The organism is Allobosea sp. P4_H5 (genome assembly GCF_056400825.1).
Genome location: NZ_JBFUKM010000017.1, coordinates 16,327 through 42,981, shown reverse-complemented (window position 1 = coordinate 42,981; position 26,655 = coordinate 16,327). Strand labels below are relative to the sequence as shown.

Below are 26,655 nucleotides of genomic sequence, written 5' to 3'. Positions count from 1 at the left end.
TTGGTCCCCTGGGGCCATTTTGCGCGTTGATAAGGCATGGCCGCCGAAGAGGAGGTGCGCATGACCGGAAGAACCCGAACCGATACCGCCTCGCGCCTCGTCAAGGCGTCGCCCGGGGCGGTCTACAATGCCTTCGCCGATCCGGCCGTGCTGTCGCGATGGCTGCCGCCCAAGGGGATGCGGGCGAAGATCGAGCGCTTCGAGCCGCATCCGGGCGGCAGTTACCGCATGGTCCTGACCTATGACGATCCCAGCGGGGCTCCCGGCAAGGCCACAGCCGACAGCGACATTGTCGAAGGCCGCTTCATCGCGCTCGATCCCGGTGAGCGCATTGTCTGGGAGGTTGGCTTCGTCTCGGATGACCCGGCTTTCGCCGGCACGATGACGATGACCTGGCGCTTCAAGGAGGTGCGCGACGGCACCGAGGTGACCATCCTGTGCGAGAACGTCCCGGCCGGCATCGGCAAGGCCGATCACGATGCCGGCCTGCGCTCGACGCTGGAGAACCTCGCCCAGTTCATTGAAAACGCCTGATCAGGCGGCCGGCCCGGCCTCGGCGAGCAGGCGCTGGAAGGCCGAGGGCGTCGTGCGCGAGCGCCAGGCGGCGATCAACCCGTCGGCATTGATCTCGAGTGGGGTGGAAGAATCCAGCTCGGCATCGTAGCGGCAATAGCTGTGGATCTGGTGGAAGTCGCGGCGGGCGTCGCCGATGCGCCGGTCGCCGCGGGCGGCCTCACGCCGCTCCAGCTCGGCAAGATCGCAATGCAGGCCGACGAAGAAGACGTCCTGTCCTTCGAGCAGCCCGGCCAGCCGCAGCAGCCAGGGGCGGCTCTCCATGATGTGCTCGACGATCACGTTGTTGCCGCAGCGGACATAGGCGAGCAGCGACTGCTCGAAGCCCTCGAAAAAGGCGTCGCGCATCGCGGCCCACGGGAATTCGCCGCTGCGGATGCGGGCGGTCGGCAGCACGCCCGCATCGCGCAAATGGTCGATCGAGATGTGCCAGAACGGCTCCTCGATCCGGGCCTGCACGGCGCGCGCCAGCGAGGATTTGCCGCTGCTGGAGGCGCCGTTGAGCAGGATGATCCTGCCGGGTGGGCGAGGAGCGTCGGGCATCATGGTCCTCAGGCCCGCTTCTGGCAGCTCTCGCAATAGAAGGTCGAGCGCCCGGACTGGACGAGCCGCCTGACCAGATGCCCGCAGCCCGGCGTGACGCAAGGCTCGTCCTCGCGGTCATAGACCTTGAAGCGATGCTGGAAATAGCCGAGCGAGCCGTCGGCATGGGCGAAGTCGCGCAAGGTCGAGCCGCCGGCGGCGATCGCCTCCTCCAGGACGTCGCGGATGATCTGTGCCAGGAGATGCGCCTTCTCGCGCGGCTTGCCGGTCGGCGTCGCCAGCGAACCGGCCTCGGCCTCCGGGTGCAGGCCGGCGCGGAACAGCGCCTCGCAGACATAGATATTGCCGAGGCCGGCGATCAGGCGCTGGTCGAGCAGCGCGGCTTTCAGCGGCGCGATCTTGCCGGAGAACAACTTGGCCAGGAGCTCGCCGGAGAGCTCGTTGCCGAGCGGCTCGATTCCCATTCCGGCGAAATGCTTGGAGGTTTCCAGCCCAGCGCGCGGCACGAGATCCATGAAGCCGAAGCGGCGGACGTCGTTATAGGTGACACGCGCGCCCGAGCCCAGATGGAAGACGACATGGTCGTGAATGAGGTGCCGGCCGATCTCGTTGTAATAGGCGCCGGGCTCGGTCGGCGGCGTGCCGGGGGCCTCGACGATGAAGCGCCCGCTCATGCCGAGATGCATGACCAGCGCCTGCCCGTCATCGAGATCGGCGATCAGGTACTTGGCCCGCCGCGACAGCGCCTCGATGCGCCGTCCGGTCAGGCGCTCGGCGAAGCGCTCGGGCAGGGGAAAGCGCAGATCGGGCCGGTTCTGCTCGACGCGCGCGAAGCGCTCGCCGAGCATGGCGGGCTCCAATCCGCGCCGGACGGTTTCGACCTCGGGAAGTTCAGGCATGGCATTAGCTCTTCAGCATGCGTCGAGAGGGCCCGCGACAAGCCCCGACGCTTTCGCTATTCATCGCCTCACCCGAACACAAGAGCGGCCCAACCGTGACAGCAGCCTCCGACACCACCCATTTCGGCTTCGAGAACGTGCCGCTCGGCGAGAAGCAGGCCAAGGTCGACGACGTCTTCCACAAGGTCGCTGGCCGCTACGACCTGATGAACGACCTGATGTCAGCCGGGCTGCACCGCGTCTGGAAGGAGGCGCTGCTGACGGCGCTGAAGCCGCCGCGCGACCGACCCTTCCATCATCTCGACGTCGCCGGCGGCACCGGCGATGTCGCCTTCAAGGTGCTGGAGGAGGGCGGGCCGCAGACCGACGTCACCGTCCTCGACATCAATGCCGAGATGCTCGCCGTCGGGCGCGAGCGGGCGCAAAAGCGCTTCCCGGATGATGAGCGCATCCGTTTCGTCCAGGGGAATGCCGAGGAGCTGGCGCTGCCGGACGCGACTTTCGACGCCTATACGATCGCCTTCGGCATCCGGAACGTGCCGCGCATCGAGAAGGCGCTGGCCGAGGCCTATCGCGTGCTGAAGCGTGGCGGCCGCTTCCTCTGCCTCGAATTCTCCCATGTCGACGTGCCGCTGCTCGACAAGGTCTACGAGGCCTATTCGTTCAACGTCATCCCGCCGATGGGCCGGATGGTGACCGGCGAAGCCGAGCCCTACCAGTATCTGGTCGAGTCGATCCGCAAGTTCCCGCGTCCGCAGATCTTCGCCAACATGATCGCGGACGCCGGCTTCCGCCGCGCCAGCTTCACGCCGATGACCGGCGGGGTCGTGGCGCTGCATTCCGGCTGGAAGCTGTGACGGGCGCTGCCGCCGCATGATCTCCGCGCTTGCCCATCTCGCCCGCTCGGCACGGGTCGGCTTCGTGCTGGCGCGTGAGGGCGCGCTCGCGCTCGTCGATCCCTCCGTGCTGCCGCCTGCGGCGCGGGCGCTGATCGCGCTCGGCCGCCTGATCGAGCGACGCGGCGCCGGCTCCTCCGCGACGAGGCTTGCCGCGGCGCTGACCCGGCTCGGCCCGTCCTATGTCAAGTTCGGCCAGTTCCTGGCGACGCGGCCCGACGTCGTCGGCATGAAGATTGCCGAGGACCTGTCCGCACTGCAGGACCGGATGGCGCCCTTCCCGATGGCGCAGGCCCGTGCTGCGATCGAAGCCGCGCATGGCGAGTCGGTCGAGGCGATCTTCGCCGAATTCGGCGAGCCGGTCGCGGCCGCCTCGATCGCCCAGGTCCATCGCGCCCGCCGCAAGGATGGCAGCGAGGTCGCCGTCAAGATCCTCAGGCCCGGCATCCGCGACCGCTTCCACCGCGACCTTGCGGCCATGCGCTTTGGCGCCGAGCTCGCCGAGCGTCGCTCGCCCGAGGCACGCCGCCTGCGCTTCGTCGCCATCGTCGAGACGCTGGCGCGCTCGGTCGCGATGGAGATGGACCTGCGCCTGGAGGCGGCTGCCCTCTCCGAATTCGCCGAGAATACCAAGGAGGACACGAATTTCCGCGTGCCGGTGCCGGATTGGCAGCTCACCGCCCGCGAGATCCTGATCGACGAGTGGATCGACGGCATCCGCCTCTCCGACGTCGAGGCCCTGCGCGCTGCCGGGCACGACCTGCCGGCGCTCGGCCGCAATGTCATCCAGTCCTTCCTGAAGCATGCGATCCGCGACGGCTTCTTCCACGCCGACATGCATCCGGGGAATCTCTTCGTCGATGCCGAGGGCCGGCTCGTCGCGGTCGATGGCGGCATCATGGGTCGCCTCGGCCACAAGGAGCGGCGCTTCCTCGCCGAAATCCTCTTCGGCTTCATCACCCGCGACTATCGCCGCGTCGCCGAAGTGCATTTCGAGGCGGGCTATGTGCCGCCGCACCACTCGGTCGACGACTTTGCCCAGGCGATCCGCGCCGTTGGCGAGCCGATCCACGACCGGCGCGCCGACGAGATCTCGATGGCGAAGGTGCTGACGCTGCTGTTCGAGATCACCGGCCTGTTCGACATGGCGACACGCACCGAGCTCGTCATGCTGCAGAAGACCATGGTGGTGGTCGAGGGCGTCGCCCGCACGCTCGATCCCCATCTCGACATGTGGACCACGGCGGAGCCGGTGGTGCGCGATTGGCTGACGCGCAATCTCGGCCCGATCGGGCGCATCGAGGATGCCGGCCGCAGCGTGCGCACCCTTGTCGGAAGCCTCGCCAACCTGCCGGAGACGGTCGGCCGGGCCGAGCGCGTGCTCGGTCAGCTGGAAGATTCCTCGCGCCACGGCTTCTCGCTCGACGAGGCCAGCATCCAGGCGATCGGCCGGGCGGAAGCGGCGCGTAACCGCTGGGGCAACTGGGCGCTCTGGCTGATCGCGGCGCTGCTCGCCTGGATCGCGTTCTTCGACTAGCAAACTGCCGGCATTGCTGGCGGACGATTGGAAACCATTTTAGCGGTTTGCGCTTTACAAGCATCGGCCCCTCCGGATTCCTTTAGGGCAAGGCCGGGGCTGACTTCGCATGGCGCACGCGCCTGAGCGACAGCGACCAAAGAGCCGTTTTCCTCAGGTTGCGTCGTTCAGGAGTCGCGTCATGTCCCGCCTTCTCGGCATTCTCGCTTTCTTATGCGCCTCGCTCGCCGGCCTCGCCTCGGCGCAGGCCAAGGTCGATGTCCGCGTCGATATCGCCGCCCAGCGGATGAGCGTCGCCACCAGCGACGGTGAAACCTACAACTGGGCGATCTCGTCCGGCCGCAAGGGCTTCCGCTCGCCCAATGGCGTCTATCGCCCGACCCGGCTCGAGCGCAGCTGGTACTCGCGCAAATATGGCGGGGCGATGCCCTATGCCGTGTTCTTCCGCGGCGGCTATGCCATCCACGGCACCGCTGCCGTCGGCGCGCTCGGCCGCCCGGCCTCGCATGGCTGCATCCGCCTGCACCCGGCCAATGCCGCCAAGCTGTTCGCGCTGGTCAAGAAGCATGGCTCCGGCAGCACCCGCATCGCGCTGAATGGCGCCGCGACCGACAATCTCTCGCGCTTCGCCAAGGCGTCCTCGGGCTCCAAGCACAAGATCGCCAAGGCCAAGATCAAGACGCAGAAGGCCGTGCTGACCGCCAAGCAGCAGCGCCAGGGCCCGGCTTGGGGCGAGGCGCGCGAGCAGATGCTGCTCAGGCCGGCGATCCCGGCCGGTGCGATCGGCTTCCAGCCGATGTCGGGGCCGGGCTGGCGCTAGCGCTCAGATAGCTTCGGCGGCGATCCGCACCCAGCCTTCCAAGGTCTCGCCCGGTTGCAGCCGGGCGAGCGGCGAGGCTTCGCGCACGATCTTCTCGCTCGGTGCTCCCGCGGCGTGGCTTTGCGGCTCGGCGCAAAGGAAATCGACGCCGGCCGGCGCCCAGACCACCGGATAGCGCAGGCTCTCGCTCGCGCTCAGCGTGATGGCGAGCCCGGTCGAGGGCGTCTCGATCCGGGCGGTTCCGTCCCAGCCGAGGAAGCTCCAGGCGGTCTCGGCGCCGGTGGCGAAGATCGGGTTGCCGGCATAGGGGCCGCCATCGCCGAAGGCTTGCGTGCCGGTGGCGCGGAACTGGTCGCCGAAGATCAGCGCGCCGGTCGCGCTCATGGAGAGGCGCGTGTCGGCGGCGCAGGGGAACCAGGGGTGCAGGCCCATGCCGAACGGTAGGGCCTGGTCGGCCTCGTTGGTCAGCGACAGCGTCACGGTCATACCGTCTTCGCCCAGCCGGATGTCCTGCCTGGCGAGGTAGCGATAGGGATCCGGGCCGGCCATACGGCGGTGGACCAGCACGGTATGACCGGCATCCTGTCGCTCGACCTGCCAGGCGGATTGCCAGCCGAAGCCGTGGATCGTGCCGGCAGGGTTGTTGGACGGCACCTTGAAGCGGGTATGGCCGTCGTCGACCAGGCCGTCGAAGGCGCGATTGGCGAAAGGCAGCATCGCCCAGGCCCCGAACTTGTTCGGCGTCTGCGTCTGCGGCGCAAGGCCGACCGGCGCATGCAGCAGCGGCAGCGTCGTCCCGTCCGGCCTTTGCCAGTCGAGTGCGGCGATCGTGCCGCCCGCGTCGGGGGCGATGCGGGCCGTGTAGCGGCCGGATGAGAGCGTGAGCATTCCGATGTCCTCGGGCATTCAGGGGCCTCGGCGCATGGTGCTCGGCACGTCGGCGGCAGGAAAATCGTCTCGATCCCGGTCCGGCGTCAAGGATGAGGTTGCCTTCGGCAGGGCCTTGCCTTTCCCTGCGACGCTGGCCGAGACTCATCGTTCGGCTCGCCCGGACTCGCCCTTTTGCCGGAGGCGCGCGTCCGCACAGCCGATGGAGTGGCGGCATGAGCCTGATCTATCCGCGCGAGGGGCAGAAGGCCCACCCGCTGAACAACTCGCCAGATTATCGCAGCACGCTGAAGCGGGCGCCGTCGCAACCGCTGATCATCCTGCCGCACAGCCTGTCGGAGACGACGGGTCCCGTCTTCGGCGATGTCGCGGTTTCGGAGATCGACAATGATCTGACGCGTCGCCATGCCGGCGAGCCGCTCGGCGAGCGCATCATCGTCAGCGGCCGCGTCCTCGACGAGGACGGCAGGCCGGTGCCGGATACGCTGATCGAGATCTGGCAGGCCAATTCTGCCGGCCGCTACGTCCATGTCCGCGACCAGCATCCGGCGCCGCTCGACCCGAACTTCACCGGTGCCGGCCGCGCCGTCACCGATGCGCAGGGGCGCTATCGCTTCGTCACGATCAAGCCGGGCGCCTACCCCTTTTTCAACCATGACAACACCGCCTGGCGGCCGGCGCATATCCATTTCTCGCTCTCCGGGCCGAGTTTCCTGTCGCGTGTGATCACCCAGATGTATTTCCCGGGCGATCCGCTCTTCCGCTTCGACCCGATTTTCCAGTCGATCACCGACGAGCGGGCGCGCAACCGGCTGGTCTCGCACCTGGATCTCGACATCACCGAGCCGCAATGGGCGCTCGGCTATCGTTTCGACATCGTGCTGCGCGGCCGGCAGGCGACGCCGACGGAGGAACCGCATGAGCACTGAGAAGCCTGATGGCGTGACTCCGTCCCAGACCATCGGCCCGTTCTTCGCCTACTCCTTGACGCCGCGGGCCTATGGCGGGCCGGAGATCGCGACCGAGCAGGTCGCCAGCGAAGGCGTTGCCGGCGAGCGCATCCGCATCGAGGGCAAGGTCTTCGATGGCGATCGCGCCCTGGTCGGCGATGCGATGATCGAGACCTGGCAGGCCGATGCCGAAGGCCGCTTCCATGCCACCGGCAATGCCGGGTTCACCGGCTTCGGCCGGGCCGAGACGAACGCGGAGGGCGTTTTCTTCATCGAGACGATCCGGCCTGGCGCTCTGCCGGGGCCAAATGGCTCGCGACAGGCACCGCATCTGACCGTTTCGGTCTTCGCCCGCGGCCTGCTGGTCAGGCTGGCGACGCGGATCTATTTCGACGACGAGCCCGGCAATGCGCAGGACCCGGTCCTGGCGCTGGTGCCGGCGGAGCGCCGCGGCACGCTGATCGCGACGCGCGGCGCGGACGGCATCTTTCGCCTCGACATCCGCCTGCAGGGCGAGGGCGAGACGGTCTTCTTCGATGTCTGAGTTACTGTCATTCCGGGGCAGGCCGAAGGCCTGAGCCCGGAATCCATAACCTCGGGGCTTGACGGAAAGGCGCGGCCGGGCTTGCGTCTCCGTCCCGTTAACCTGCGGCTCTGGGTTCCGGGCTCGCCGCTGCGCGTCGCCCCGGAAAGACGAAGAGTTCCCGGCCGCCGTTCTGCTCTGCCGGAGCCTGCCATGCCCACACCCCTGATCGCGCTCGACTGGGGCACGACGCGCGCCCGCGCTTTCCTCATCAGCGAGGATGGGGTCGTGCTGGCGAAACGAGTCGCCGATCGCGGCATCCAGTCGGTGCCACCTGGCGGTTTCCCGGCCGCCTTTGCCGAGATCGCCGGAGAGTTCCGAAAGGCTCGCCCTGACGCTGCCGTGCTGCTCGCCGGCATGGTCGGCAGCCGCAATGGCTGGGTCGAGGCGCCCTATGTCGCCTGCCCGGCTAGCCCTGAAGAGATCGCGGCAGCCGGCCTCGCCGTCACGCTCGACGACGGCACGGCCGCGACCATCCTGCCCGGCCTCTCCTGCGACGAAGGGGCCTTCGACGTCATGCGCGGCGAGGAGACGCTGATTGTCGGCCTCGGGCTGACCGACGGCATCGCCTGCCTGCCCGGCACTCATTCGAAATGGGCCGAGGTCAAGGGTGGCCGCATCACCCGCTTCGCCAGCTTCATGACCGGCGAGATCTACGGCCTGCTGCGCGAGCATTCGATCCTGTCTCGCCTCGCCAGTGAGCCGAAGGATGGCGACGCGGCCGAGGGCATGCGGCGCGGACTTGCCGCGGCGCAGCGGCCGGGCGGTCTGCTCAACGCCGCCTTCCATGCCCGCAGCGATGTTCTTGGCGGGCGCATGCAGGGCGGCGCGGTCGGGCCCTATCTCTCGGCCTTGCTGGTGGCGCAGGAGATCGAGGGCGCCCGCGCTTTGTTCGGCGGCCTCGGCAATCTCCACCTCGTCGCCGACGGCGTGCTGGCTGGTAGCTACGGCCGGGCGCTCGCCGCTGCCGGGCTCGACCATGGCCTGACCACGCCCGAGGACGCTTTTGTCGCCGGCGTCACCCGGCTCGCCCGGGGCCTTCAGGCATGATCACCGTCTTCGGTTCGCTCAATGTCGATCTGGTCACCCCGGTCGAACGCCTGCCCGGCGCCGGCGAGACCGTGCTTGGCCCGGGCTATGCGCTGCATCCCGGCGGCAAGGGTGCTAACCAGGCGCTGGCGGCCCGCCGCGCCGGCGCGCAGGTGACGATGGTCGGAGCGGTCGGCCGCGACGGCTTCGCCGAGATCGCGCTCGGGCTCCTGGCCGAAGACGGCGTCGATCTCGCTCATGTGGCGCGCGTCGAGGCGCCGACCGGCGCGGCCTTCATCGCTGTCGATGCGGCCGGCAGCAACCAGATCGTGGTCGCGGCCGGTGCCAACGCGCTGGCCAGGGCCGATGCGGTCGAAGCCTTGAAGCCGGGCGAGGGCGACATGCTGCTGCTCCAGCGCGAGGTGCCCGAAAGCGAATGCCTGCGCGCCGCGCAAGCGATGCGCGGGGGTGGCGGCCGGGTGATTCTCAACCTCGCCCCGGCCGGCGAGCCGGCGCCGGAATTGCTGGCGCTGACCGATATCCTGATCGTCAACGAGCACGAGGCGCTGATCCTCGCCGGCTCGCTCGGCTGGACCGAGACCGAGCCCGACGCGATCGCCCGGCGTATCGACGGCGAGCGCGGCATCGCCTGCATCGTCACGCTGGGGAGTGCAGGCGCGGTCGGCTGGCATGGCGGCGTCCGGCGCCGGCTCGAGGCGCCGGTCGTCGATGCCGTCGATACGGTCGCAGCCGGCGACAGCTTCGTCGGCGCCTTCGCCGCGGCGCTGCAGGCCGGCTTCGGCTTCTCCTGCGCGCTGCAGCGCGGGCTCGCCGCCGGCTCGCTCGCCTGCACGGTGGCCGGCGCGCAGCCGAGCGTGCCGCGCCGCGAGGCGATCGAGGCTCTGGCCGGCAAGAGCTTCCTGTAGGACGAGCTTTCCGTAGAACGCGATCGATCCGGTTGAGCGCGAATTAAGCCTGACGGTGTTCCGCAAGGCGCAAACGCGTCGGCTGCGGCGGTTTCGGCACGCCGATTTACCCTTGGTCAGCACCTTTGCCCGCAGCGTCGCAGGCATGAGGCGGGAAGGGGAAATCGATCATGGCCCAGCGGCCGATCGTCTGGTTCTTGGGCATTGCCGGGATCGCCGGCGTTGCCGCCCTGAACGCCGCAGGCAGTCTCGATCGGATGGCGAACCCGGAGCCAGCTCCCGCGCGTGCCGCTCCGAGTGCGCCCGCGCCGGCTAAGGCCGAGCCCGTCTTGACGGTGAACGCTGATTATCGCGGCCACTATGTCGTTCATCCCGCGATCGACAATTACCGCGTGAAGATGATGGTCGATACCGGTGCGAGCCTGATCGTGCTGACCGATGCCGATGCCCGCGCGCTCGGGATCAGGCCGGACCGCTCCGCCTATTCGGTGGGTCTCGGCACCGCCAACGGCGTGGTGCGGGGTGCGAAGACCATGCTGCGCGAGGTGCGGCTCGGCGACATCCTGGTACGCGATGTCGAGGCGGTCGTGCTGCCCGCCGGGGCCTTGTCGGTCAGCCTGCTCGGCACATCCTTCCTGCGCCGGCTGCGCGGCTACCAGGTCGAGGGCGGCCGCATGGTCCTGCGCGGCTGAGCAGCGTGCTGTCGGTTCCCAACCCCATGCCGATCGGCTATGCCGCCCTTGCGTTCCCGCCACGTCATGCTCAGGCTGCATTCATGTAGCCTGTGGCCTGTCCGTTCCGCAGCCTCTCGCTGCATGATGTCCTCGAAACTGGATGGCCCGATGTTTCCGAAGCCCCTGCCCGAGCTCTTCCCCAACACCTTCGAGTATGAATCGCTGCCGATGGTGAAGCCGACCGGCTTCCGCGAATACGATGCGCGCTGGTTCTTCGGGAAAGAGCTCAACCTGATGGGCGTCCAGGCCGTCGGCATGGGCTTGGGCACGCTGATCCGGCGCATGGGCGTCAAGCCCGAGATCGTCACCGCCCATGATTTCCGCAGCTACTCCTCCTCGATCAAGATGGCGCTGGTCACCGGCCTGATGGCGGCCGGCTGCAAGGTCCACGACATCGGCCTTGCCATGTCGCCCATGGCCTATTTCGCCCAGTTCGAGCTCGACGTGCCCTGCGTCGCCATGGTCACCGCCTCGCACAACGACAATGGCTGGACCGGCATCAAGATGGGCGCCCAGCGCCCGGTCACCTTCGGCCCCGACGAGATGGGGCAGTTGCGCGACATCGTCCTCGCCGGCGATTTCGACCTGCCGGGCGGCGGCTCCTATCAGTTCGTGCCCGATTTCCCGGCGCGCTACATCGCCGACCTGACGAACCGCCCGAAGATCAAGCGCAAGCTCAAGGTCATCGCCGCCTGCGGCAACGGCACGGCCGGCGCCTTCGCGCCGCAGATCCTGGAAGCGCTCGGCTGCGAGGTCATCCCGATGGATGCCGAGCTCGACCACACCTTCCCGCGCTACAACCCGAACCCCGAAGACATGAAGATGCTGCACGCCATGGCCGATGCCGTGAAGCAGCACGGCGCCGATGTCGCGCTCGGCTTCGACGGCGACGGCGACCGCTGCGGCGTCGTCGACAACCATGGGGAGGAGATCTTCGCCGACAAGATCGGCGTGATGCTGGCCCGCGACCTCGGCAGGCTCAATCCGGGCGCGCAGTTCGTCGTCGACGTCAAGTCGACCGGCCTGTTCTCGACCGATCCGGAACTGCAGAAGCTCGGCGTCAAGACCGACTACTGGAAGACCGGCCACTCCTATATCAAGCGCCGGGTGCGCGATCTCAACGCCCTCGCCGGCTTCGAGAAGTCTGGCCACTTCTTCTTCAACGCGCCGGTCGGCCGCGGCTATGACGACGGTGTCGTCACCGCCATCGCCGTGATCGACATGCTCGACCGCAACCCCAGCAAGTCGATGGCCGAGCTCTATGCCGCCGTGCCGAAGACCTGGGGCACGCCGACCATGGCGGCCAAGTGCGCCGACGAGATCAAGTACGGCGTCAGCGACAAGATCACCAAGCGCATCGAAGCGATGAAGGCGGCAGGCGACAGGATCGCCGGGCAGGCGATCCGCGACGTCATCACCGTCAACGGCGTGCGTGTCGTCAACGAGGACGGCACCTGGGGCCTGATCCGCGCTTCCTCGAACAAGCCGGAGCTGGTCGTGGTCTGTGAGAGCCCGGTCTCGGAAGCGCGCATGCGCGAGATGTTCAAGGCGATCGACGGCGTTCTCCGGGAGAACCCGGAAGTCGGCGCCTACAACCAGACGATCTGATCGGGCGGCCTTGCGGCCGGGCGGGGCAGGCCGCGACTCTACCTTCTCCCCTGGCGGGAGAAGGTGGCCCTAAGGGCCGGATGAGGGGTCGCTCAGGTCTGGAAGCTTCTGAATGCCGGGCGCGCCGCCAACGAATAGCGTCGCGCGATCCCGAACCCTCTCCTGCAAGGGGAGAGGGGATATCGCGCGCCCGGAATGACTGCGTGGCTGTGCTCTGGTGGCGAACCGAGGAGCTACTTCTTCTCCGCGCCCGTCGCCGCGGCGTTGCGAACCCCGCTCTGGCCGCTGGTGCCGTCGAAGAACGCCTTGGAGTCGCCGAGCTGGGCGCTCGGCTGGCAGTTGGGCGTGCAGGAATAGCTCTCGCGCTCGAGGCCGCGCTGCACCGTCAGGATCGAATCGCTGGCTGCGCCGACGCGCACGCTCGATTCCGCCAGCAGGGCGCCGGTCGCGTCGAGCGCGATCAGGTTGGTGACGCCGTAGCTCTTGCCGGTCACGATCATCACGCCATTGCGCTGGACGGTGACGTCAGCGATCGCCGGATTGCCGACGATCACCGTCTGGGCCTTCTCGGGCAGTCGCAGCACCTTGGCGTGATCGACCGTCACCTGGACCGCTTCGGTTCTTGCATCGCCGGTTTCGCCCCGAGTTTCCGGGGTCGGCGCGGGAATGAGCCGGGCCTGTGCGCGTACGATATCGGCCGAAAGGCTCGAGCCGGCAGCCGCTACGAGCCCGGCAAGGGCCAGCCTCTGGAAGGATTTGGAGAGCCGCGATCCCGGCATCACAATGGACCTCGCACGCGCCTCAAGGTTTCGAACGGGACGAGGTAAGCCGAAAATGATGAATGGATTGCTAAGATGGCGATTTCCCGAGCCAATCCGGCTCCCGCTTCGGTCCTGGAAGCCTGATCGCCCGCAATGAAGAACGCATTCTGGTGTCGGTGCGCGCACACTAACGAAGCGTCATGCGGCGTTTGTCTGATTTGCAGAGCGAGTTTTATTTTAAGTATCGAAGGGTTTATACCTCTCGTTAACTGACGTGCCGCGCTAAAAGCGTATTAACCATCGAGTGAAGACCTATAAAATTCGGCGAATTATTGGGTCTCTTTAACTGATCGGCAAGATGGGCGCCGTAATGTCACTCCTGTCGCTGACCGAAGCCATCTAGAGCGAAGGCAGCAGTCAAACGTGGTGCAAAGGAGCTACCCCATGAAGAACCTGTTCGCGCGCTTCGCCAAGGATGAGTCGGGCGCCACCGCTATCGAATACGGCCTGATCGCCGCCCTGATCGCCGTGGTCTGCATCAGCACCTGGACCGCGATCGGTCCGGCGCTGAACGCCAAGTTCCAGGCGGTCCTGGCCGGCCTGCAGTAGGATCGTCGGCGTCACCCGCCGATATGAGCGCCCCGGATCGATCCGGGGCGCTTTTTTATGCAGAACGCCATACGCACGTCCGCAGTAAGGCTTTGGTGATGCGCCTGGCCCATCTTCGCACGAGCCCGCCATGTGGATCGTCGTCATGTCATTGCCGTTGATCGTCGTCCTGATCGTCTTTCCCGCTGCGATGGCCTATGCCGCGGCCAGCGATCTCATGACCATGACGATCCCGAACTGGCTGTGTGCGCTCCTGGTTGTCGCTTTCGGAGTGTGCGCGGCGACAATCGGCTTCGGCCTGAGCGCCGCGATCTGGCATCTGGCCGCGGGCCTTCTGGTGCTGGTCGCCTGCTTCGGCATGTTTGCCGCCGGCTGGATCGGCGGAGGCGATGCCAAGCTTGCCGCGGCCACGGCTCTCTGGCTCGGTTTCGAGCAATTGCTGCCATACCTCTTCGTCGCCGCGCTCAGTGGCGGCTTGTTGACCGGCGTGATCATGCTCCTGCGGGCCGCGCCGCTGCCGGCGATGGCCAGCAACTGGGCCTGGGCGCAGCGCTTGCACGATATCAAGCAGGGCGTGCCTTACGGCGTCGCTCTCGCCGCCGCAGCACTTGTCGCCCTTCCCGATACGGCGATCTGGCGCGCCGCCACGGGCGTCTGAGATCTCCAGAGCCGCTCTGGCGACGGACGAAACGGCGATCCGCGCAAAAAGATACCTTCGGTTAACCATAAGTTGACGATTCGAAGGCCACGATCCTGGTGAGGGCCGGCGCATGCCGGCCAAGGATCCTGTGCCATGAGTCCCGCCCGCATCATCATTCTTGCCGTAGCGGTCGTCGCCGGCCTCGGCGCGGCGCTCCTGATCGGCCGGCCGCCGAAGGTCACGACGCCGTCGGTGACGAAATACGAGCCGGCACCGACCGTCGAGGTGCTGGTGGCCGCCGCAGACGTCCCGCTCGGCAACAAGCTGGCGGCCGGCGATCTGAAATGGCTGGCCTGGCCGCTGGCGAGCCTGCCCACCGAGGTGATCCGCCGCCAGGATCTTCCTGGAGGCGAAGCCGAATTCGTCGGCCAGATCGCCCGCGCGCCGCTCTACGGCTCGGAACCGATCCGCCGCGATAAACTGCTCAAGGCCGATTCCGGCTTCCTTTCGGCGATTCTGCCGCCCGGCAAGCGCGCCGTCGCCATCACCACCGACAATCGCGGCGCCAACACCGCCGGCGGCTTCGTCCTGCCCAATGACCGTGTCGATGTGATCCGCACGAGCCGGGACGACAGCAACTCCAAGGACGGGTCGCCGCCGGTCAGCGAGACCCTGATCGCCAATGTCCGCGTGCTGGCGATCGGCCAGAGCATCCAGGAAAAGAACGGCGAGAAGGTCGTCGTGGGCGAGACCGCGACGCTCGAGCTCGACCCGAAGCAGGTCGAGGCCGTGACGCTGGCACAGAAGACCAGCAGCCTCTCGCTGGCGCTGCGCAGCCTGCAGGATGCCGGCGACAAGGGCGCGCCGATCGATGACGGCGGCCTCACGCTCGTGCGCTACGGCGTCGTCACCAAGGCGGTGAAGCCATGATTTCCATGCCGAACTCCAATCCGCTGGCTCGTCGACCGCAGCGCGCCCTCGCCTTATCGCTGGCGATCCTGCCGCTGGCCTTGCCGCTTTGCACCGTTCCGGCGCTGGCGCAGGGCAAGGGCGCGGCGCCGGTTCTGAATGTCGGTGCCAGCGAGCATGCGATTTCGCGCCGGCTCGATCTCTCGATCGGCCGCTCGCTGATCGTCGAATTGCCGCGCGACGCCAAGGAGGTCTTCGTCGCCAATCCCAAGGTGGCGAATGCCGTGGTCCGCTCGGCCCGCAAGCTCTTCGTCATCGGCATGGCCGATGGCTCGACCTCGATGTTCGTGATGGATGCCGAGGGCAGGCAGATCACGGCGCTGGAAATCGAGGTCGGCCGCGATCTCAACGTGCTCCGCACGACGCTGCGCACGGCGATGCCGGGCGCCGACATCCAGGTCAAGCCGGCCGGGAACTCGATCCTGCTGGTCGGCAATGTCGCGAGCGCCTCCGAGGCGACGCAGGCCATGGACATCGCCAACGCCTTTGTCGGCATTTCCGGCGAAGGCGCGAACGCGACCAAGGGCGCGGTGATCAACTCGCTGACCATTCGCGGCCGCGACCAGGTCATGGTCAAGGTCACCGTCTCGGAAGTGTCCCGCAAGGCGATCAAGCAGCTCGGCATCAACTCGACCGGCGAGTGGAAACTCGGCAACTTCAGCATTACGCCGAAGATCGACACCCCGTTCTCGCTGCAGCCGCAGCAGCTGGCTGCTACGGCGATCAGCGCCGGCATCGGCAACTCGACCAATATCACGATGCGAGCGCTCGAGCGCGCCGGCCTGTCCCGCGTCATGGCCGAGCCCACCGTGACGGCGATCTCCGGCGAAAGCGCCAAATTCACCGCGGGCGGCGAGATACCGATCCCGAAAGGCTATTCCTGCGACACGACCAACCGCTGTGTTCTCAACATCGAGTACAAGCCGGTCGGCGTCTCCCTGAACTTCACGCCGATCGTGATGTCCGAGGGCAAGATCTCGATGCGCATCGCCACCGAGGTCACCGAGCTCGATTTCGAGAACCAGCTGCGCCTCAACCCCACCGAGACAACGGCCGTCAACGCGCCCGGCTTCCGCGTGCGCAAGTCCGACACCACTGTCGAACTGCCGTCGGGCGGCACGCTGGCGACAGCCGGGTTGATCCAGCGCGTCTCGCGTCAGGCGATCAACGGGCTGCCGGCTCTGATGAACATCCCGATCATCGGTACGATGTTCCGCTCGCGCGACTATCAGCGCGAGGAGACCGAGCTGATGATCGCGGTGACCCCCTACATCGTGAAGCCGGTCGGCCCCAACGGGTTGCAGCGCCCGGATGACGGCTTCGTCGAGGCGCATGATGCCCAGACGATCCTGATGGGCCGGTTGAACAAGATCTATGGGTCGACGAGCGGCGGGCCGATTCCGCAGGCCTACAAGGGCCGCGTCGGCTTCATCGCCGATTGATGACGGGGCCGCGACAAGGATGGCGATCGTGACCAGCAAGCCCTCTCGGACATGCAAGGCGGCGTTGCCCGTCGCGCTCGGTGCCGCGCTCCTGCTCGGAGCCTGCGCCAAGGGCGATATCTCGACGTCCGGCATCCCCACCGACATCCGCGAGCGTCATCCGATCGTGCTGCGCGATGCGCCGCGTTCGCTCGATGTCTTCGTCGGCCGGGCTGGCGGCGGGCTGGACCCGCGCCAGGCCGACGACGTCGCCCGCTTCGGCGAGGATTATCGCCGCAGCGGCAAGGGCGGGTTGGTCGCCGAGGTTCCGACGGGGACCGGGCGCGATCTTGCAACTCATGACACGCTCGACGGCATCCGCCGCTCCCTCGGCCGGGCCGGCGTCTCGCCCGGCCAGCTCTCGGTCAGGACCTATCGCATCGCCGATCCCGGGCTCGCATCGCCGATCCGCCTGACCTACGCCTCCTTGCAGGCCGGGCTCCCGCATTCCTGCGGGCAATGGCCGGCTGATCTCGGCGTCGCCAGCTACAAGACGGATGCGATGAACGAGCCCTATTGGAACTTCGGTTGCGCCACCCAGGCCAATCTCGCAGCGCAGATCGCCGATCCGCTGGATCTGGTGCGGGCGCGCGGCGAGGGCCGGCTCGACACGCAAAAGCGCATGGAGGCGATCAAGAAGCTGCGCGAGGGCAAGGATCCCTCGACGCAGTATCGCCAGGAGCAGACCAAGATCAGCGACGCCGTCGGAGGCAAATGATGGCGAGCATGCCGGGATTCGAGCCGGAGACTGGCGGCGACGAGATCGTCGCGCCGTTGCCGCGCGTCACCTTGCAGGCCTTCTGCGAGACGCAGGACGTCGCCGCGGCGATGCAGGCGGTGACCGCCGACCGGCGCATGGACAAGGTCCAGGCGCGCGTCCAGATGGGCGGCCCGGCAGCGGCAGTCGAGGCGTTTCGGGGTGCCCCGACGCCGAATGTGATCGTGCTCGAGACCGTCAGCGAACCCGGCGCGCTGGTCGCCAATCTCGACGCGCTCGCCGAGAGCTGCGACCCCGGCACCAAGGTCGTCGTCATCGGCCATGTCAACGACATCCAGCTCTATCGCGAGCTGATCCGGCGCGGCGTCAGCGACTATCTGGTCGCTCCGTTCGGGGTCCTCGACCTGCTGCGCACCCTGTCCGAACTCTATGCGACGTCGGGCTCGGCGACGCTCGGGCGCACCATCGCCATTGTCGGCGCCAAGGGCGGTGTCGGCTCCTCGACCGTCGCGCACAACGTCGCCTGGGCGATCGCCCGCAATCTCGACGCCTCGACGGTGATCGCCGATCTCGACATCGCCTTCGGCACTGCCGGGCTGGATTTCAACCAGGATCCGCCCCAGGGGGTCGCCGACGCCGTGTTCGCGCCGGAACGACTCGACGCCAACATGCTCGACCGGCTCCTGTCGCGCTGCAGCGAGAATCTCTCCCTGCTCGCAGCTCCGGCGATGCTCGACCGCACCGTCGATCTCGGCGAGGACGCGTTCGAGCTCGTGTTCGACCTGCTTCGGGCCAGCGTCCCCTGCATCGTGCTCGACGTGCCGCATCTGTGGACAGGCTGGGCCAAGCGGGCGCTGGTCGGCGCCGACGAGGTCGCGATCGTCGCCGCCCCCGAGCTCGCCTCGCTGCGCAACGCCAAGAATCTGATGGACTTGTTGCGTGCCGCCCGGCCGAACGATTCCATGCCCCGCCTGATCCTCAACCAGGTCGGCTTGCCCAAGCGGCCGGAGATCGAGGCGAGCGAATTCGCCAAGGCGGTCGGGATCGAGGTGATGACGTCGATCCCCTTCGATGCCCAGCTCTTCGGCACCGCGGCCAATAATGGCCAGATGATCGCCGAGGTCCAGCCGGGCAGCAAGGTGGCGGACGCCTTCGTGCAGATCGGGACGGTTCTCACCGGCCGCGGCGAGCAGAAGCGCAGCAAGCGCAGCCTGTTCGAGCCACTGGTGGCCAAGTTGATGCGTCGGAAGGCCTAACCCATGTTCGGCAAGCGACAGGCGACAGCCCCGGCTCTGGCAGGCGCGCCGAGTTCCGCGGCGCCTGCGCCGATGCGCGCGGCCGAGCAGCGACCTGCGGCTGTCGAGGCGCGGCGGGCGCCGCCGCCGCCGGTGCCGGCGGAAATGCCGAGGTCCGACGAATATTATCAGATGAAGAGCATGATCTTCGGTGCTCTCATCGAAGCGATCGATCTTTCGCAGCTGGCCAAGCTCGACGGCGAGTCGGCTCGCGAGGAAATCCGCGACATCATCAACGAGATCATCTCGTTGAAGAATGTCGTGCTCTCGATCGCCGAGCAGGAAGAGCTGCTCGACGACATCTGCAACGACGTGCTCGGCTATGGACCGTTGGAGCCTCTGCTGGCGCGCGATGATATCGCCGACATCATGGTCAATGGCGCCGGCCGGACCTTCATCGAGACCGGCGGCAAGATCCAGCTCACCAGCATCCGCTTTCGTGACAACGCGCAGCTGATGAATATCTGCCAGCGCATCGTCAGCCAGGTCGGCCGCCGTGTCGATGAATCCTCGCCGATCTGCGACGCGCGTCTCGCCGACGGCTCGCGCGTCAACGTGATCGCTCCGCCGCTCGCGATCGACGGGCCTGCCCTCACCATCCGCAAGTTCAAGAAGGACAAGCTGACGCTCGACCAGCTCATGCGTTTCGGCGCGATCTCGCCACCTGGCGCAGAGATCCTGAAGATCATCGGGCGGGTCCGCTGCAACATCGTGATCTCGGGCGGTACCGGCTCGGGCAAGACGACGCTGCTCAATTGCCTGACCAACTATATCGAGCACGACGAGCGCGTCATCACCTGCGAGGACGCCGCCGAGCTCCAGTTGCAGCAGCCGCATGTGGTGCGCCTCGAGACCCGCCCGCCCAACCTCGAAGGGTCGGGTGCGATCACGATGCGCGATCTCGTCAAGAACTGCCTGCGCATGCGGCCGGAGCGCATCATCGTCGGCGAGGTGCGCGGACCGGAGGCCTTCGACCTGCTCCAGGCGATGAACACCGGCCATGACGGCTCGATGGGCACGCTGCACGCCAATACGCCGCGCGAATGCTTGAGCCGTATCGAATCGATGATCACCATGGGCGGCTTCAGCCTGCCCTCGAAGACCCTGCGCGAGATGATCTGCTCCTCGATCGACGTGATCATCCAGGCGCAGCGCATGCGTGACGGTTCGCGCCGCATCACCCACATCACCGAGGTGATGGGCATGGAAGGCGACGTGATCATCACCCAGGACCTGATGCTCTACGACATCATCGGTGAGGACCCGAACGGCAGGTTGATCGGCCGGCATCGCTCGACCGGCATCGGTCGGCCGCGCCTGTGGGAGCGTGCGCGCTATTTCGGCGACGAGCAGCGGCTCGCCGCGGCGCTTGACCAGCTCGAGGCCGACGGCCGGGTCGACGCCTGAGCAGGAAGAAGGCACGTCATGGACTATGGCCAGATCGCCGCTGCCATCCTCGCCGCCGTCTCGGCGGGCGGTATCACCTATGCCCTCTTCTATCCGAGGCTCAGCGGCCAGGCGCGCGCCGAGCAGCGCCGTCGTGAGTTCGCCGCCCCGGCCGCGATCCGGGCTGCGGCCGATCGCGAAGCGCAGAGCCAGGCCCGGCGCGGGCAGGTCGCGCAGAGCCTGAAGGACATCGAGAATCGCGAGAAGGCGCGCCACAAGGTCACCATCGAAGGCCGGATCGAACAGGCCGGGCTGTCCTGGTCGCGCAAGCAGTATTGGCTGCTTGGCGTCGTCCTGGGCATCGTCATGGCCGTCGTGCTTCTGGTCACCTCGGGCAACTGGGTCATGATGCTGGTCGGCTTTCTCGTCGGCCTGCTCGGGCTGCCGCGCTGGTATCTGACCCATCTCGGCAAGAAGCGGATGCTGCGCTTCATCAACGAATTCCCGAACGCGCTCGACGTCATCGTGCGCGGCATCAAATCGGGCCTGCCGCTGAACGACTGCCTGCGCATCATCGCCAACGAGGCCCAGGAGCCGGTCAAGTCCGAGTTCCGGCTGATCGTCGAGGCGCAGACGCTCGGCCTGTCGCTGACCGACGCCGCCACCAAGCTGTATGAGCGCATGCCCTGCGCGGAGGCCAATTTCTTCGGCATCGTCCTGGCGATCCAGCAGAAGACCGGCGGCAATCTCGCCGAGACCCTGGCCAACCTGTCGCGCGTGATCCGCGAGCGCCGCAAGATGCGCGACAAGATCAAGGCCGTGTCGATGGAGGCCAAGGCATCCGCCGCGATCATCGGCTCCTTGCCCCCTGCCGTCGCCGGCCTCGTCTATGTGACGAGCCCTGGCTACATGGACGCCCTCTTCTACACGAATGCGGGGCGTATTGCGCTGGTCGGCTGTGGCGTCTGGATGCTGATCGGCGTGCTGGTCATGCGCAAGATGATCAACTTCCAGATCTGAGGAGCCTTCGCCATGCTCGCGCTCCTGATCGAGAACATCACCGACCTGAGGGTCCTGCTCGCGCTGGTCGGCGGGGTGGCCGTGGCCGTCACGATCATGACCGTGGCGGCGCCCCTGCTCGAAGGCAACGTCCTCGGCAAGCGCATGAAATCCGTCGCCTCCGAACGCGACAAGATCCGCGCCCGGGAGCGCGACCGGCTGGCACGCCAGGTGGACAAGGTCTCGCTCCGCCAGGAGCCGAAGGCGTTCATGCGAAATATCGTCGAGGGCTTCAAACTCGGCGATTGGCTGGGGACCGAGACAGCCAAGCGGCAGCTCGTCATGGCCGGCTTCCGCGGTCAGCAGGCCGAGGTCGGCTTCCTCTTCTTCAGGCTGGTCACCCCGATCGGCCTCTTCCTGTTCGCGCTGTTCTACCTGTTCGTGCTCAACGATCTCGGCCAGACCGTCATCATGCGGGCGGGGATCGTGATCGGCGCCGCCTATGTCGGCATCAAGGCACCTGAAATCTACCTGTCCAACACGATGGCCAAGCGCCAGCTGTCGATGCGGCAAGCCTTTCCGGATGCGCTCGACCTGATGCTGATCTGCGTGGAATCGGGCATGTCGATCGAGCTCGCCTTCCGCAAGGTCTCGACCGAGATCGGCAGCCAATCGGTGTCGCTGGCCGAGGAGTTCGCGCTCTGCACGGCCGAGCTCTCCTATCTCTCCGAACGTCGGCAGGCCTATGAGAACCTCGCGGTGCGCACAGGTCTGGAATCGGTGAAGTCGGTCTGCACCGCGCTGATCCAGGCCGAGCGCTACGGCACGCCGCTTGGCACCGCCTTGCGCACGCTGGCGCAGGAGAGCCGCGATCAGCGGATGAACGAGGCCGAGAAGAAGGCGGCCGCCCTGCCGCCGAAGCTGACCGTGCCGATGATCATGTTCTTCCTGCCGGTGCTCTTCGTGGTGATCATGACCCCGGCGGTGCTGAAGGCCCTCAGGGCCTTCTGACGGTTGCCCCTCGCCGCGACCGGGCCTGAGGCCTCAGTCCTGCAAGACGAGCTTTAAGGGGGGTAAGGCCTGGCCGGAGATGGCGTCTGGCTGATGGCGGCAACGCCATCTCACGCAATCGCAAAGCCAATCGTAAGCCAAAGCAAAGACCGGCGATCAGCCGGTCGGCTGGGGCGCCTTTTCGGGTGCCGCCGTGCGGGCGGCCGGCTTGGCCTTGCCGCGCAGCATCTCCCAGCTGTTGGGCTGGCTGACCGAGCGGCGCAGATAGGCGATGGTCGCGGAGGCTTCGGCCGGGCCCATGTCCTGGCGGGCGAGCTGCTCGGCTTCCTGGAAGCGCCCTTGCAGGCCGAGCACCAGGACGAGGTTCTGGCGCACCCTGCCGTCGGCGCCCGGCACCGTCGCCGCTTCACGCAATATGCGCTCGGCGTCGGGCAGGCGCTTCGACAAGGCGAGCGACAGGCCGAGATTGGACATCACCGTCGGCTCGTTCGGCACGAGCTTCAATGCCGCCGAGTAGAGTTGCTGCGCGCGATCATGCTCACCGAGCTGGTCGGCGACGGTGCCTTGCGCCGACAGGATGCGCCAATCCGGCTTCTCCGGAGAATGGGCGCGGCCGAGCACGTCGTCCGCCTGCTTCAGGCGGCCATTATCGGCGAGCGAGCGGCCATAGGCGCCGAGCAATTCCTGATCGTCGGCATGGATGATCACGGCGCCTTCCAGGATGGCGAGCGCCTGGGCGTTCTTGTCGAGCGCCCGCAGCGCGCGGGCATAGAAGAAGGCGGCGTTCCGGTCCTTCTGGTTCGCCTCGTAGCGCTTGCCCCAATCGGCCTCTTCGCTGCGCCATTGCGCTTCGGTGCGTGGCTGCGTCTGCCGGGTGCCGATCGAGCCTGTGACGTCACCGGGACCGCCGCGCATCTGGCAGGCGCCGAGCGCGAGGCAGAGAGCTGAAGCCGCGGCGAAATGGCCGAAACGGAGGGCGCGAATGCGGATGGACATAGGCTTGGAATGCCTCGCCGGTATGGGAAAGCTGTTGCCCTTGGTGATAAAACGTTAACCCTAACGGACTGTTAATCATGCGGATCGGGGCCCGCCTTGCATGCTGGCGCTCGAGATTGCGTCATTCGAGGTTCGTCGACCGTGCATCCGTTGCTGCTGCCTGCCGGAACATCTGCCATATCAGTCCATTGCGTCGCCAAGGCCGATTGGCCGGCTTTGCGTGACGGGCTCGCGCCGGTGGCGCGCAGCTTCGCGCAGGCGCAAGGCTTCGAGGCACGCCCCGGCCAGCATGTCCTGCTTCCGGATGCCGCCGGCTCGCTCGCTGCGGTGTTGCTCGGCGTCGACCCGTCAGGCCCGCGCCGGCGCGACCCCTTCGCTCCCGGCCGCCTCGCCGCCGGCTTGCCGGCCGGCGACTACGCCCTGGCCGGCGATATCGGTGATCCCGGCCTCGCCGCGCTCGGCTGGCTGCTGACCACCTACCGTTTCGAGCGCTATCGCAAGCCCAAGGCCGCCGCGGCGCGGCTCGTACTGCCCGAGGGCGTCGACGGCGAGGAGTTGAGCAATCTCGCACAGGCGAGCGCGCTGGCGCGCGATCTCGTCAACACCTCAGCTGCCGATCTCGGCCCTGCCGAAATCGAGGCGGCGGTACGCGCGCTCGGCGAAGCCCATGGCGCCGAGGTCGGTAGCACTGTCGGCGACGATCTGCTCGGGGCCAATTTTCCGATGATCCACGCGGTCGGACGGGCTTCGCCCCGGGCGCCGCGACTGGTCGATCTGCGCTGGGGCCGGGAAGGCGATCCGAAGCTCACTTTGGTCGGCAAGGGCGTCGCCTTCGACACCGGCGGGCTCAATCTCAAGACCGATGCCGGCATGTTGCTGATGAAGAAGGACATGGGTGGCGCGGCGGCCGCGATCGCGGCGACCAGCATGATCATGCGGGCGAAGCTCAAGGTACGCCTGCGCCTGCTGGTGCCGGCGGTCGAGAACGCGGTGTCCGGAGCCTCGTTCCGCCCCGGCGACGTGCTGCAAAGCCGCAAAGGTCTGACGGTCGAGATCGGCAACACCGATGCCGAGGGGCGGCTCATCCTCGCCGACGCGCTGGCGCTCGCCGACGAGGAGACGCCCGAACTGCTGATCGACTTCGCCACCCTGACTGGCGCCGCCCGCGTCGCGCTCGGGCCCGATCTGCCGCCCTTCTATACCCATGACGATGGGCTCGCCGCCGAGATCGCCCGGCTCGGCGCGGCGGTGAACGATCCGGTCTGGCGCATGCCGCTCTGGCCGCCCTATGACGGCATGCTCGATTCCAAGATCGCCGACCTCAACAACGTCTCCGGCGGCGCCTTCGCCGGCTCGGTGACGGCAGCGCTCTTCCTCAACCGCTTCGTCGAGAAGAGCCGCTCCTACGCTCATTTCGACATTTATGGCTGGAACCCGTCGACCAGGCCGGGGCGGCCCGAAGGCGGCGAGTGCCAGGCGGCGCGGCTGACCTATGCGCTGGCGAAGCAGCTTTACGGCGCGCGTTAAGCCTGCTCGGCGATGCCGGTTGCGCGCTGTTCGCGCTGCGATAATGATACGGACCCGTAACGATCCGGGGACGGCATGGTGCTGGAGATCAAGCCGACGCAGGCGCTCAGGCTCTGGCGCGAGGTGCATCTCGATCTGGTGCGTGACACCCAGCCCGATCTTTCGGTGCGCCAGATCGCGATCCTTTTGACCATTTATCTCGAATTGCCGCCGCATACCGTGCGCGGCCTCGCAGCGCGGCTCGGCGTTACCAAGCCGGTGATCACCCGCGCCCTCGATAGCATGGGCAAGCTAGGCCTCGTCAGCCGCAAGCGCGACGAGCTCGACAAGCGCAATGTGGTCATTCAGCGGACCGTCGCCGGCGCCTTGGCGGTCGAGCACCTCGCCGATCTCGTCACCGCGCGCGCGCGCGAACTGGGGCCAGCCTGAGCGCTTCGCCCATTAACCGGACAGGGTTAGGATGCCCGGATGAGCACGATTCTCGACCGCCGCCTCACCCCCGCCCGCCCGGACCTCGCCGCCCGCCATCTCGACGGCCAGGTCGAGGCTCTGGCCTTCGTCGATCCGATGCCGATGCGGGTCGTGACGCCGTCAGTGCCGCTGCGGCGCGAGCCCCGGCCGGACGCACCGCTCGACACCGAGGCGCTCGCGGGGGAGGCGGTCAAGGTCTACGAACAGCATGAGGGCTGGGCCTGGGGCCAGCTCGTCGGCGATTCCTATGTCGGTTACCTGCCTGAGGATTGCCTCGCCGGCGACGCTCCCGTGCCGACGCACCGCGTCTGCGCGCTCCGGACCTTCGTCTACCCCGGCCCCTCGATCAAACTGCCGCCGCTGGAGGCGCTGTCGCTCAATGCCGGGGTGGCGGTCACCGGCGAGAGCGGCGACTTCTTCACTACCGGCCATGGCGGCCATATCTTCAAGCAGCATTTGTGCCCGCGCGAGCAGCGCGAGCCGGATTTCGTCGCCGTCGCCGAGCGTTTCCTGCACGTGCCCTATTTCTGGGGCGGCAAGACCAGTCTCGGCCTCGATTGCTCGGCCCTGGTCCAGCTCTCGCTGGCGGCCGCCGGAGTGACGGCGCCGCGCGACTCCGACATGCAGGAGCGCGGGCTCGGCGAATCCGTCGCGTTCGACGACGGCCTAGAGGGCCTGCGCCGCGGCGACCTCGTCTTCTGGAAGGGCCATGTCGGCATCATGACCGACCCCGATACGCTGCTGCACGCCACCGCCTTCACGATGAGCGTGATCAGCGAGCCCCTGCGCCCGGCGCGCGACCGCATCCTCGCCCGCAATGGCGGGCCGATCACCGCGATCCGGCGGCTGAAGGCTCAGTAGCCCCGCGTCGGGTCGACGACATTCTGCAGCTCACCGCCGGCTTCCAGACGCCTGATCTGCGCCGCGATCTGGTCGGCGACCGTCTCGGGCGCCGACATGGCGGAGTTGTGCGGCGTCACCGTCACGGCCGGATGGGTCCACAGCCGCGAGTCCTGCGGCAGCGGTTCAGTCTGGAACACGTCGAGCACCGCTTCCCGGAGCTCGCCGGCGTCGAGCGCCGCGAGGATGTCCGTCTCGACCTGCAGTTTCCCGCGGCCGGCATTGATCAGCGCGGGCCCGCCGAGCCGGCCGTCGCGCGCGAGCCTGGCGAGCAGCGGGCGGTTCAGGATGCCTTCCGTCTCCGGCGTATGCGGCAGCAGGACGACGAGGATGTCGGTGCGGGCGAGGAAGGCTGTCAGGCCGTCCTCGCCGGAGAAGGTGGCGAGACCCTCGATCGTCTTGGGCGAGCGGCTCCAGCCGGCGACGTCGAAACCGATCACTTGCAGCTTGCGCGCAGCATCCTGGCCGAGTTCACCCAGTCCCATGACGCCGACGCGGACCTCGCGTGCCGCCGGCTGGTGGCGGTCGTCGTCCCATGACTTCTCGCGCTGCTGACGCTCGTAGCGGCGCTGCTGGCGCAGCTGCATCAGGCAGTGCATGACGACATATTCGCTCATCCGCGTCGTCAGGTCGGGATCGATCACCCTGGCGATGGGTGCCTGCGGCAGGCGGCTGTCGGTGAAGAGGTGGTCGACGCCGGCGCCGAGCGAGAAGATCGCGGCGAGATTGGGCAGGCCGGCAAGGCTGCCCTCGGGATGCTTCCAGCTCGCGACATAGTGGACGGCGCGCCGGTCGAAAGGCTCGCCGAGCGTGACGATCGGCAGCTCGGGCAGCAGCGCCGAAAAGCGCTCGCGCCAGCTCTCGACATGCCAGCCGGTGATCGCCAGAAGCAGGCTCATGGACGAA

At 67.5% G+C, this 26,655-nt stretch carries 28 protein-coding genes; 22 read left to right on the top strand and 6 right to left on the bottom strand.

From position 1 onward, the window contains the following. The first annotated feature begins 60 nt into the window (after positions 1 to 60). Positions 61 to 534: an SRPBCC family protein gene (locus AC1DS0_RS27550; protein ID WP_476817410.1), complete on the top strand. Its 474-nt coding sequence runs from the start codon at positions 61 to 63 to the stop codon at positions 532 to 534. Here AC1DS0_RS27550 and AC1DS0_RS27545 read toward each other — a convergent pair whose 3' ends face one another. Both AC1DS0_RS27545 and mutM read right to left on the bottom strand, forming a co-directional pair. Beyond that, positions 535 to 1,116: a chloramphenicol phosphotransferase CPT family protein gene (locus AC1DS0_RS27545; protein ID WP_476817409.1), complete on the bottom strand. Its 582-nt coding sequence runs from the start codon at positions 1,114 to 1,116 to the stop codon at positions 535 to 537. It abuts the gene before it with no gap. An 8-nt stretch (positions 1,117 to 1,124) separates the two neighbouring features. Beyond that, positions 1,125 to 2,015 (bottom strand): bifunctional DNA-formamidopyrimidine glycosylase/DNA-(apurinic or apyrimidinic site) lyase, encoded by an 891-nt coding sequence (gene mutM / locus AC1DS0_RS27540; protein WP_476817408.1) that lies wholly within the window; start codon positions 2,013 to 2,015, stop codon positions 1,125 to 1,127. 95 nt (positions 2,016 to 2,110) lie between these two features. On the opposite strand from mutM, the gene ubiE reads away from it, so the two are divergent. The 3 genes from ubiE (at position 2,111) to AC1DS0_RS27525 (ending at position 5,268) form a co-directional block, all read left to right on the top strand. Continuing rightward, positions 2,111 to 2,872, top strand: coding sequence for a bifunctional demethylmenaquinone methyltransferase/2-methoxy-6-polyprenyl-1,4-benzoquinol methylase UbiE (gene ubiE, locus AC1DS0_RS27535; protein WP_476817407.1), 762 nt, complete (start codon positions 2,111 to 2,113; stop codon positions 2,870 to 2,872). A 16-nt stretch (positions 2,873 to 2,888) separates the two neighbouring features. Further along, positions 2,889 to 4,448, top strand: coding sequence for a 2-polyprenylphenol 6-hydroxylase (ubiB, locus tag AC1DS0_RS27530; protein WP_152013137.1), 1,560 nt, complete (start codon positions 2,889 to 2,891; stop codon positions 4,446 to 4,448). A gap of 181 nt (positions 4,449 to 4,629) precedes the next feature. Next, a complete protein-coding gene (locus AC1DS0_RS27525) occupies positions 4,630 to 5,268 on the top strand; it encodes a L,D-transpeptidase (RefSeq protein ID WP_476817406.1) in 639 nt (212 codons plus the stop codon). A gap of 3 nt (positions 5,269 to 5,271) precedes the next feature. On the opposite strand, the gene AC1DS0_RS27520 is transcribed toward AC1DS0_RS27525, so the two are convergent. Further along, complete coding sequence (locus AC1DS0_RS27520) at positions 5,272 to 6,156, bottom strand: aldose epimerase family protein (protein ID WP_476817405.1); 885 nt, start codon at positions 6,154 to 6,156, stop codon at positions 5,272 to 5,274. 215 nt (positions 6,157 to 6,371) lie between these two features. On the opposite strand from AC1DS0_RS27520, the gene pcaH reads away from it, so the two are divergent. The 6 genes from pcaH (at position 6,372) to AC1DS0_RS27490 (ending at position 11,986) form a co-directional block, all read left to right on the top strand. Continuing rightward, positions 6,372 to 7,085, top strand: coding sequence for a protocatechuate 3,4-dioxygenase subunit beta (gene pcaH / locus AC1DS0_RS27515; protein ID WP_476817404.1), 714 nt, complete (start codon positions 6,372 to 6,374; stop codon positions 7,083 to 7,085). Further along, positions 7,075 to 7,650, top strand: coding sequence for a protocatechuate 3,4-dioxygenase subunit alpha (pcaG, locus tag AC1DS0_RS27510; RefSeq protein ID WP_476817403.1), 576 nt, complete (start codon positions 7,075 to 7,077; stop codon positions 7,648 to 7,650). The genes pcaH and pcaG overlap by 11 nt, the downstream gene beginning before the upstream one ends. Before the next feature lie 192 nt (positions 7,651 to 7,842). Further along, a complete protein-coding gene (locus tag AC1DS0_RS27505; protein WP_476817402.1) occupies positions 7,843 to 8,739 on the top strand; it encodes a 2-dehydro-3-deoxygalactonokinase in 897 nt (298 codons plus the stop codon). Then, positions 8,736 to 9,644 (top strand): ribokinase, encoded by a 909-nt coding sequence (locus AC1DS0_RS27500; RefSeq protein WP_476817401.1) that lies wholly within the window; start codon positions 8,736 to 8,738, stop codon positions 9,642 to 9,644. Before AC1DS0_RS27505 ends, AC1DS0_RS27500 begins: the two co-directional genes overlap by 4 nt. Before the next feature lie 335 nt (positions 9,645 to 9,979). Next, positions 9,980 to 10,336, top strand: coding sequence for a retropepsin-like aspartic protease family protein (locus tag AC1DS0_RS27495; RefSeq protein WP_476817489.1), 357 nt, complete (start codon positions 9,980 to 9,982; stop codon positions 10,334 to 10,336). 150 nt (positions 10,337 to 10,486) lie between these two features. Further along, complete coding sequence (locus AC1DS0_RS27490) at positions 10,487 to 11,986, top strand: phosphomannomutase/phosphoglucomutase (RefSeq protein ID WP_476817400.1); 1,500 nt, start codon at positions 10,487 to 10,489, stop codon at positions 11,984 to 11,986. A gap of 233 nt (positions 11,987 to 12,219) precedes the next feature. On the opposite strand, the gene AC1DS0_RS27485 is transcribed toward AC1DS0_RS27490, so the two are convergent. Further along, positions 12,220 to 12,765 (bottom strand): pilus assembly protein N-terminal domain-containing protein, encoded by a 546-nt coding sequence (locus AC1DS0_RS27485; RefSeq protein WP_476817399.1) that lies wholly within the window; start codon positions 12,763 to 12,765, stop codon positions 12,220 to 12,222. Between the two features lie 426 nt (positions 12,766 to 13,191). On the opposite strand from AC1DS0_RS27485, the gene AC1DS0_RS27480 reads away from it, so the two are divergent. The 9 genes from AC1DS0_RS27480 to AC1DS0_RS27440 all read left to right on the top strand — a co-directional run bounded on the left by AC1DS0_RS27480 (position 13,192) and on the right by AC1DS0_RS27440 (position 21,855). After that, positions 13,192 to 13,356 carry a Flp family type IVb pilin gene (locus tag AC1DS0_RS27480; protein WP_152013129.1) on the top strand — a complete coding sequence of 55 codons (165 nt, stop codon included), beginning with the start codon at positions 13,192 to 13,194 and terminating at the stop codon, positions 13,354 to 13,356. A 130-nt stretch (positions 13,357 to 13,486) separates the two neighbouring features. Continuing rightward, the gene (locus AC1DS0_RS27475) at positions 13,487 to 14,014 is read left to right on the top strand and encodes an A24 family peptidase (RefSeq protein WP_476817398.1); all 528 of its coding nucleotides are present in this window, start codon (positions 13,487 to 13,489) and stop codon (positions 14,012 to 14,014) included. A gap of 135 nt (positions 14,015 to 14,149) precedes the next feature. Further along, positions 14,150 to 14,926: a Flp pilus assembly protein CpaB gene (cpaB, locus tag AC1DS0_RS27470; RefSeq protein WP_476817397.1), complete on the top strand. Its 777-nt coding sequence runs from the start codon at positions 14,150 to 14,152 to the stop codon at positions 14,924 to 14,926. Then, entirely contained in the window at positions 14,923 to 16,407 is a 1,485-nt protein-coding gene (locus tag AC1DS0_RS27465; protein WP_476817396.1) for a type II and III secretion system protein family protein, read from the top strand. The genes cpaB and AC1DS0_RS27465 overlap by 4 nt, the downstream gene beginning before the upstream one ends. A 28-nt stretch (positions 16,408 to 16,435) precedes the next feature. Continuing rightward, a complete protein-coding gene (locus AC1DS0_RS27460) occupies positions 16,436 to 17,164 on the top strand; it encodes a CpaD family pilus assembly protein (protein ID WP_476817395.1) in 729 nt (242 codons plus the stop codon). A gap of 8 nt (positions 17,165 to 17,172) precedes the next feature. Further along, a complete protein-coding gene (locus tag AC1DS0_RS27455; RefSeq protein WP_476817394.1) occupies positions 17,173 to 18,420 on the top strand; it encodes a CpaE/TadZ family protein in 1,248 nt (415 codons plus the stop codon). 3 nt (positions 18,421 to 18,423) lie between these two features. After that, entirely contained in the window at positions 18,424 to 19,866 is a 1,443-nt protein-coding gene (locus AC1DS0_RS27450) for a CpaF family protein (RefSeq protein WP_476817393.1), read from the top strand. 18 nt (positions 19,867 to 19,884) lie between these two features. After that, a complete protein-coding gene (locus tag AC1DS0_RS27445; protein WP_476817392.1) occupies positions 19,885 to 20,865 on the top strand; it encodes a type II secretion system F family protein in 981 nt (326 codons plus the stop codon). 12 nt (positions 20,866 to 20,877) lie between these two features. Next, positions 20,878 to 21,855, top strand: coding sequence for a type II secretion system F family protein (locus tag AC1DS0_RS27440; RefSeq protein WP_476817391.1), 978 nt, complete (start codon positions 20,878 to 20,880; stop codon positions 21,853 to 21,855). Positions 21,856 to 22,011: 156 nt separating this feature from the next. Here the strand turns inward: AC1DS0_RS27440 and AC1DS0_RS27435 are convergent, their stop codons facing one another. Continuing rightward, positions 22,012 to 22,851: a hypothetical protein gene (locus tag AC1DS0_RS27435; protein ID WP_476817390.1), complete on the bottom strand. Its 840-nt coding sequence runs from the start codon at positions 22,849 to 22,851 to the stop codon at positions 22,012 to 22,014. 141 nt (positions 22,852 to 22,992) lie between these two features. On the opposite strand from AC1DS0_RS27435, the gene AC1DS0_RS27430 reads away from it, so the two are divergent. The 3 genes from AC1DS0_RS27430 to AC1DS0_RS27420 all read left to right on the top strand — a co-directional run bounded on the left by AC1DS0_RS27430 (position 22,993) and on the right by AC1DS0_RS27420 (position 25,710). After that, positions 22,993 to 24,378, top strand: coding sequence for a leucyl aminopeptidase family protein (locus AC1DS0_RS27430; RefSeq protein ID WP_476817389.1), 1,386 nt, complete (start codon positions 22,993 to 22,995; stop codon positions 24,376 to 24,378). A 75-nt stretch (positions 24,379 to 24,453) separates the two neighbouring features. Next, positions 24,454 to 24,807, top strand: coding sequence for a MarR family transcriptional regulator (locus AC1DS0_RS27425; RefSeq protein ID WP_291673519.1), 354 nt, complete (start codon positions 24,454 to 24,456; stop codon positions 24,805 to 24,807). A 39-nt stretch (positions 24,808 to 24,846) separates the two neighbouring features. Continuing rightward, positions 24,847 to 25,710 (top strand): C40 family peptidase, encoded by an 864-nt coding sequence (locus AC1DS0_RS27420; protein ID WP_476817388.1) that lies wholly within the window; start codon positions 24,847 to 24,849, stop codon positions 25,708 to 25,710. Here AC1DS0_RS27420 and AC1DS0_RS27415 read toward each other — a convergent pair. Then, positions 25,704 to 26,648 carry a 2-hydroxyacid dehydrogenase gene (locus tag AC1DS0_RS27415; RefSeq protein WP_476817387.1) on the bottom strand — a complete coding sequence of 315 codons (945 nt, stop codon included), beginning with the start codon at positions 26,646 to 26,648 and terminating at the stop codon, positions 25,704 to 25,706. The two genes, AC1DS0_RS27420 and AC1DS0_RS27415, sit on opposite strands and share 7 nt — an antisense overlap. Positions 26,649 to 26,655: the final 7 nt, after the last annotated feature.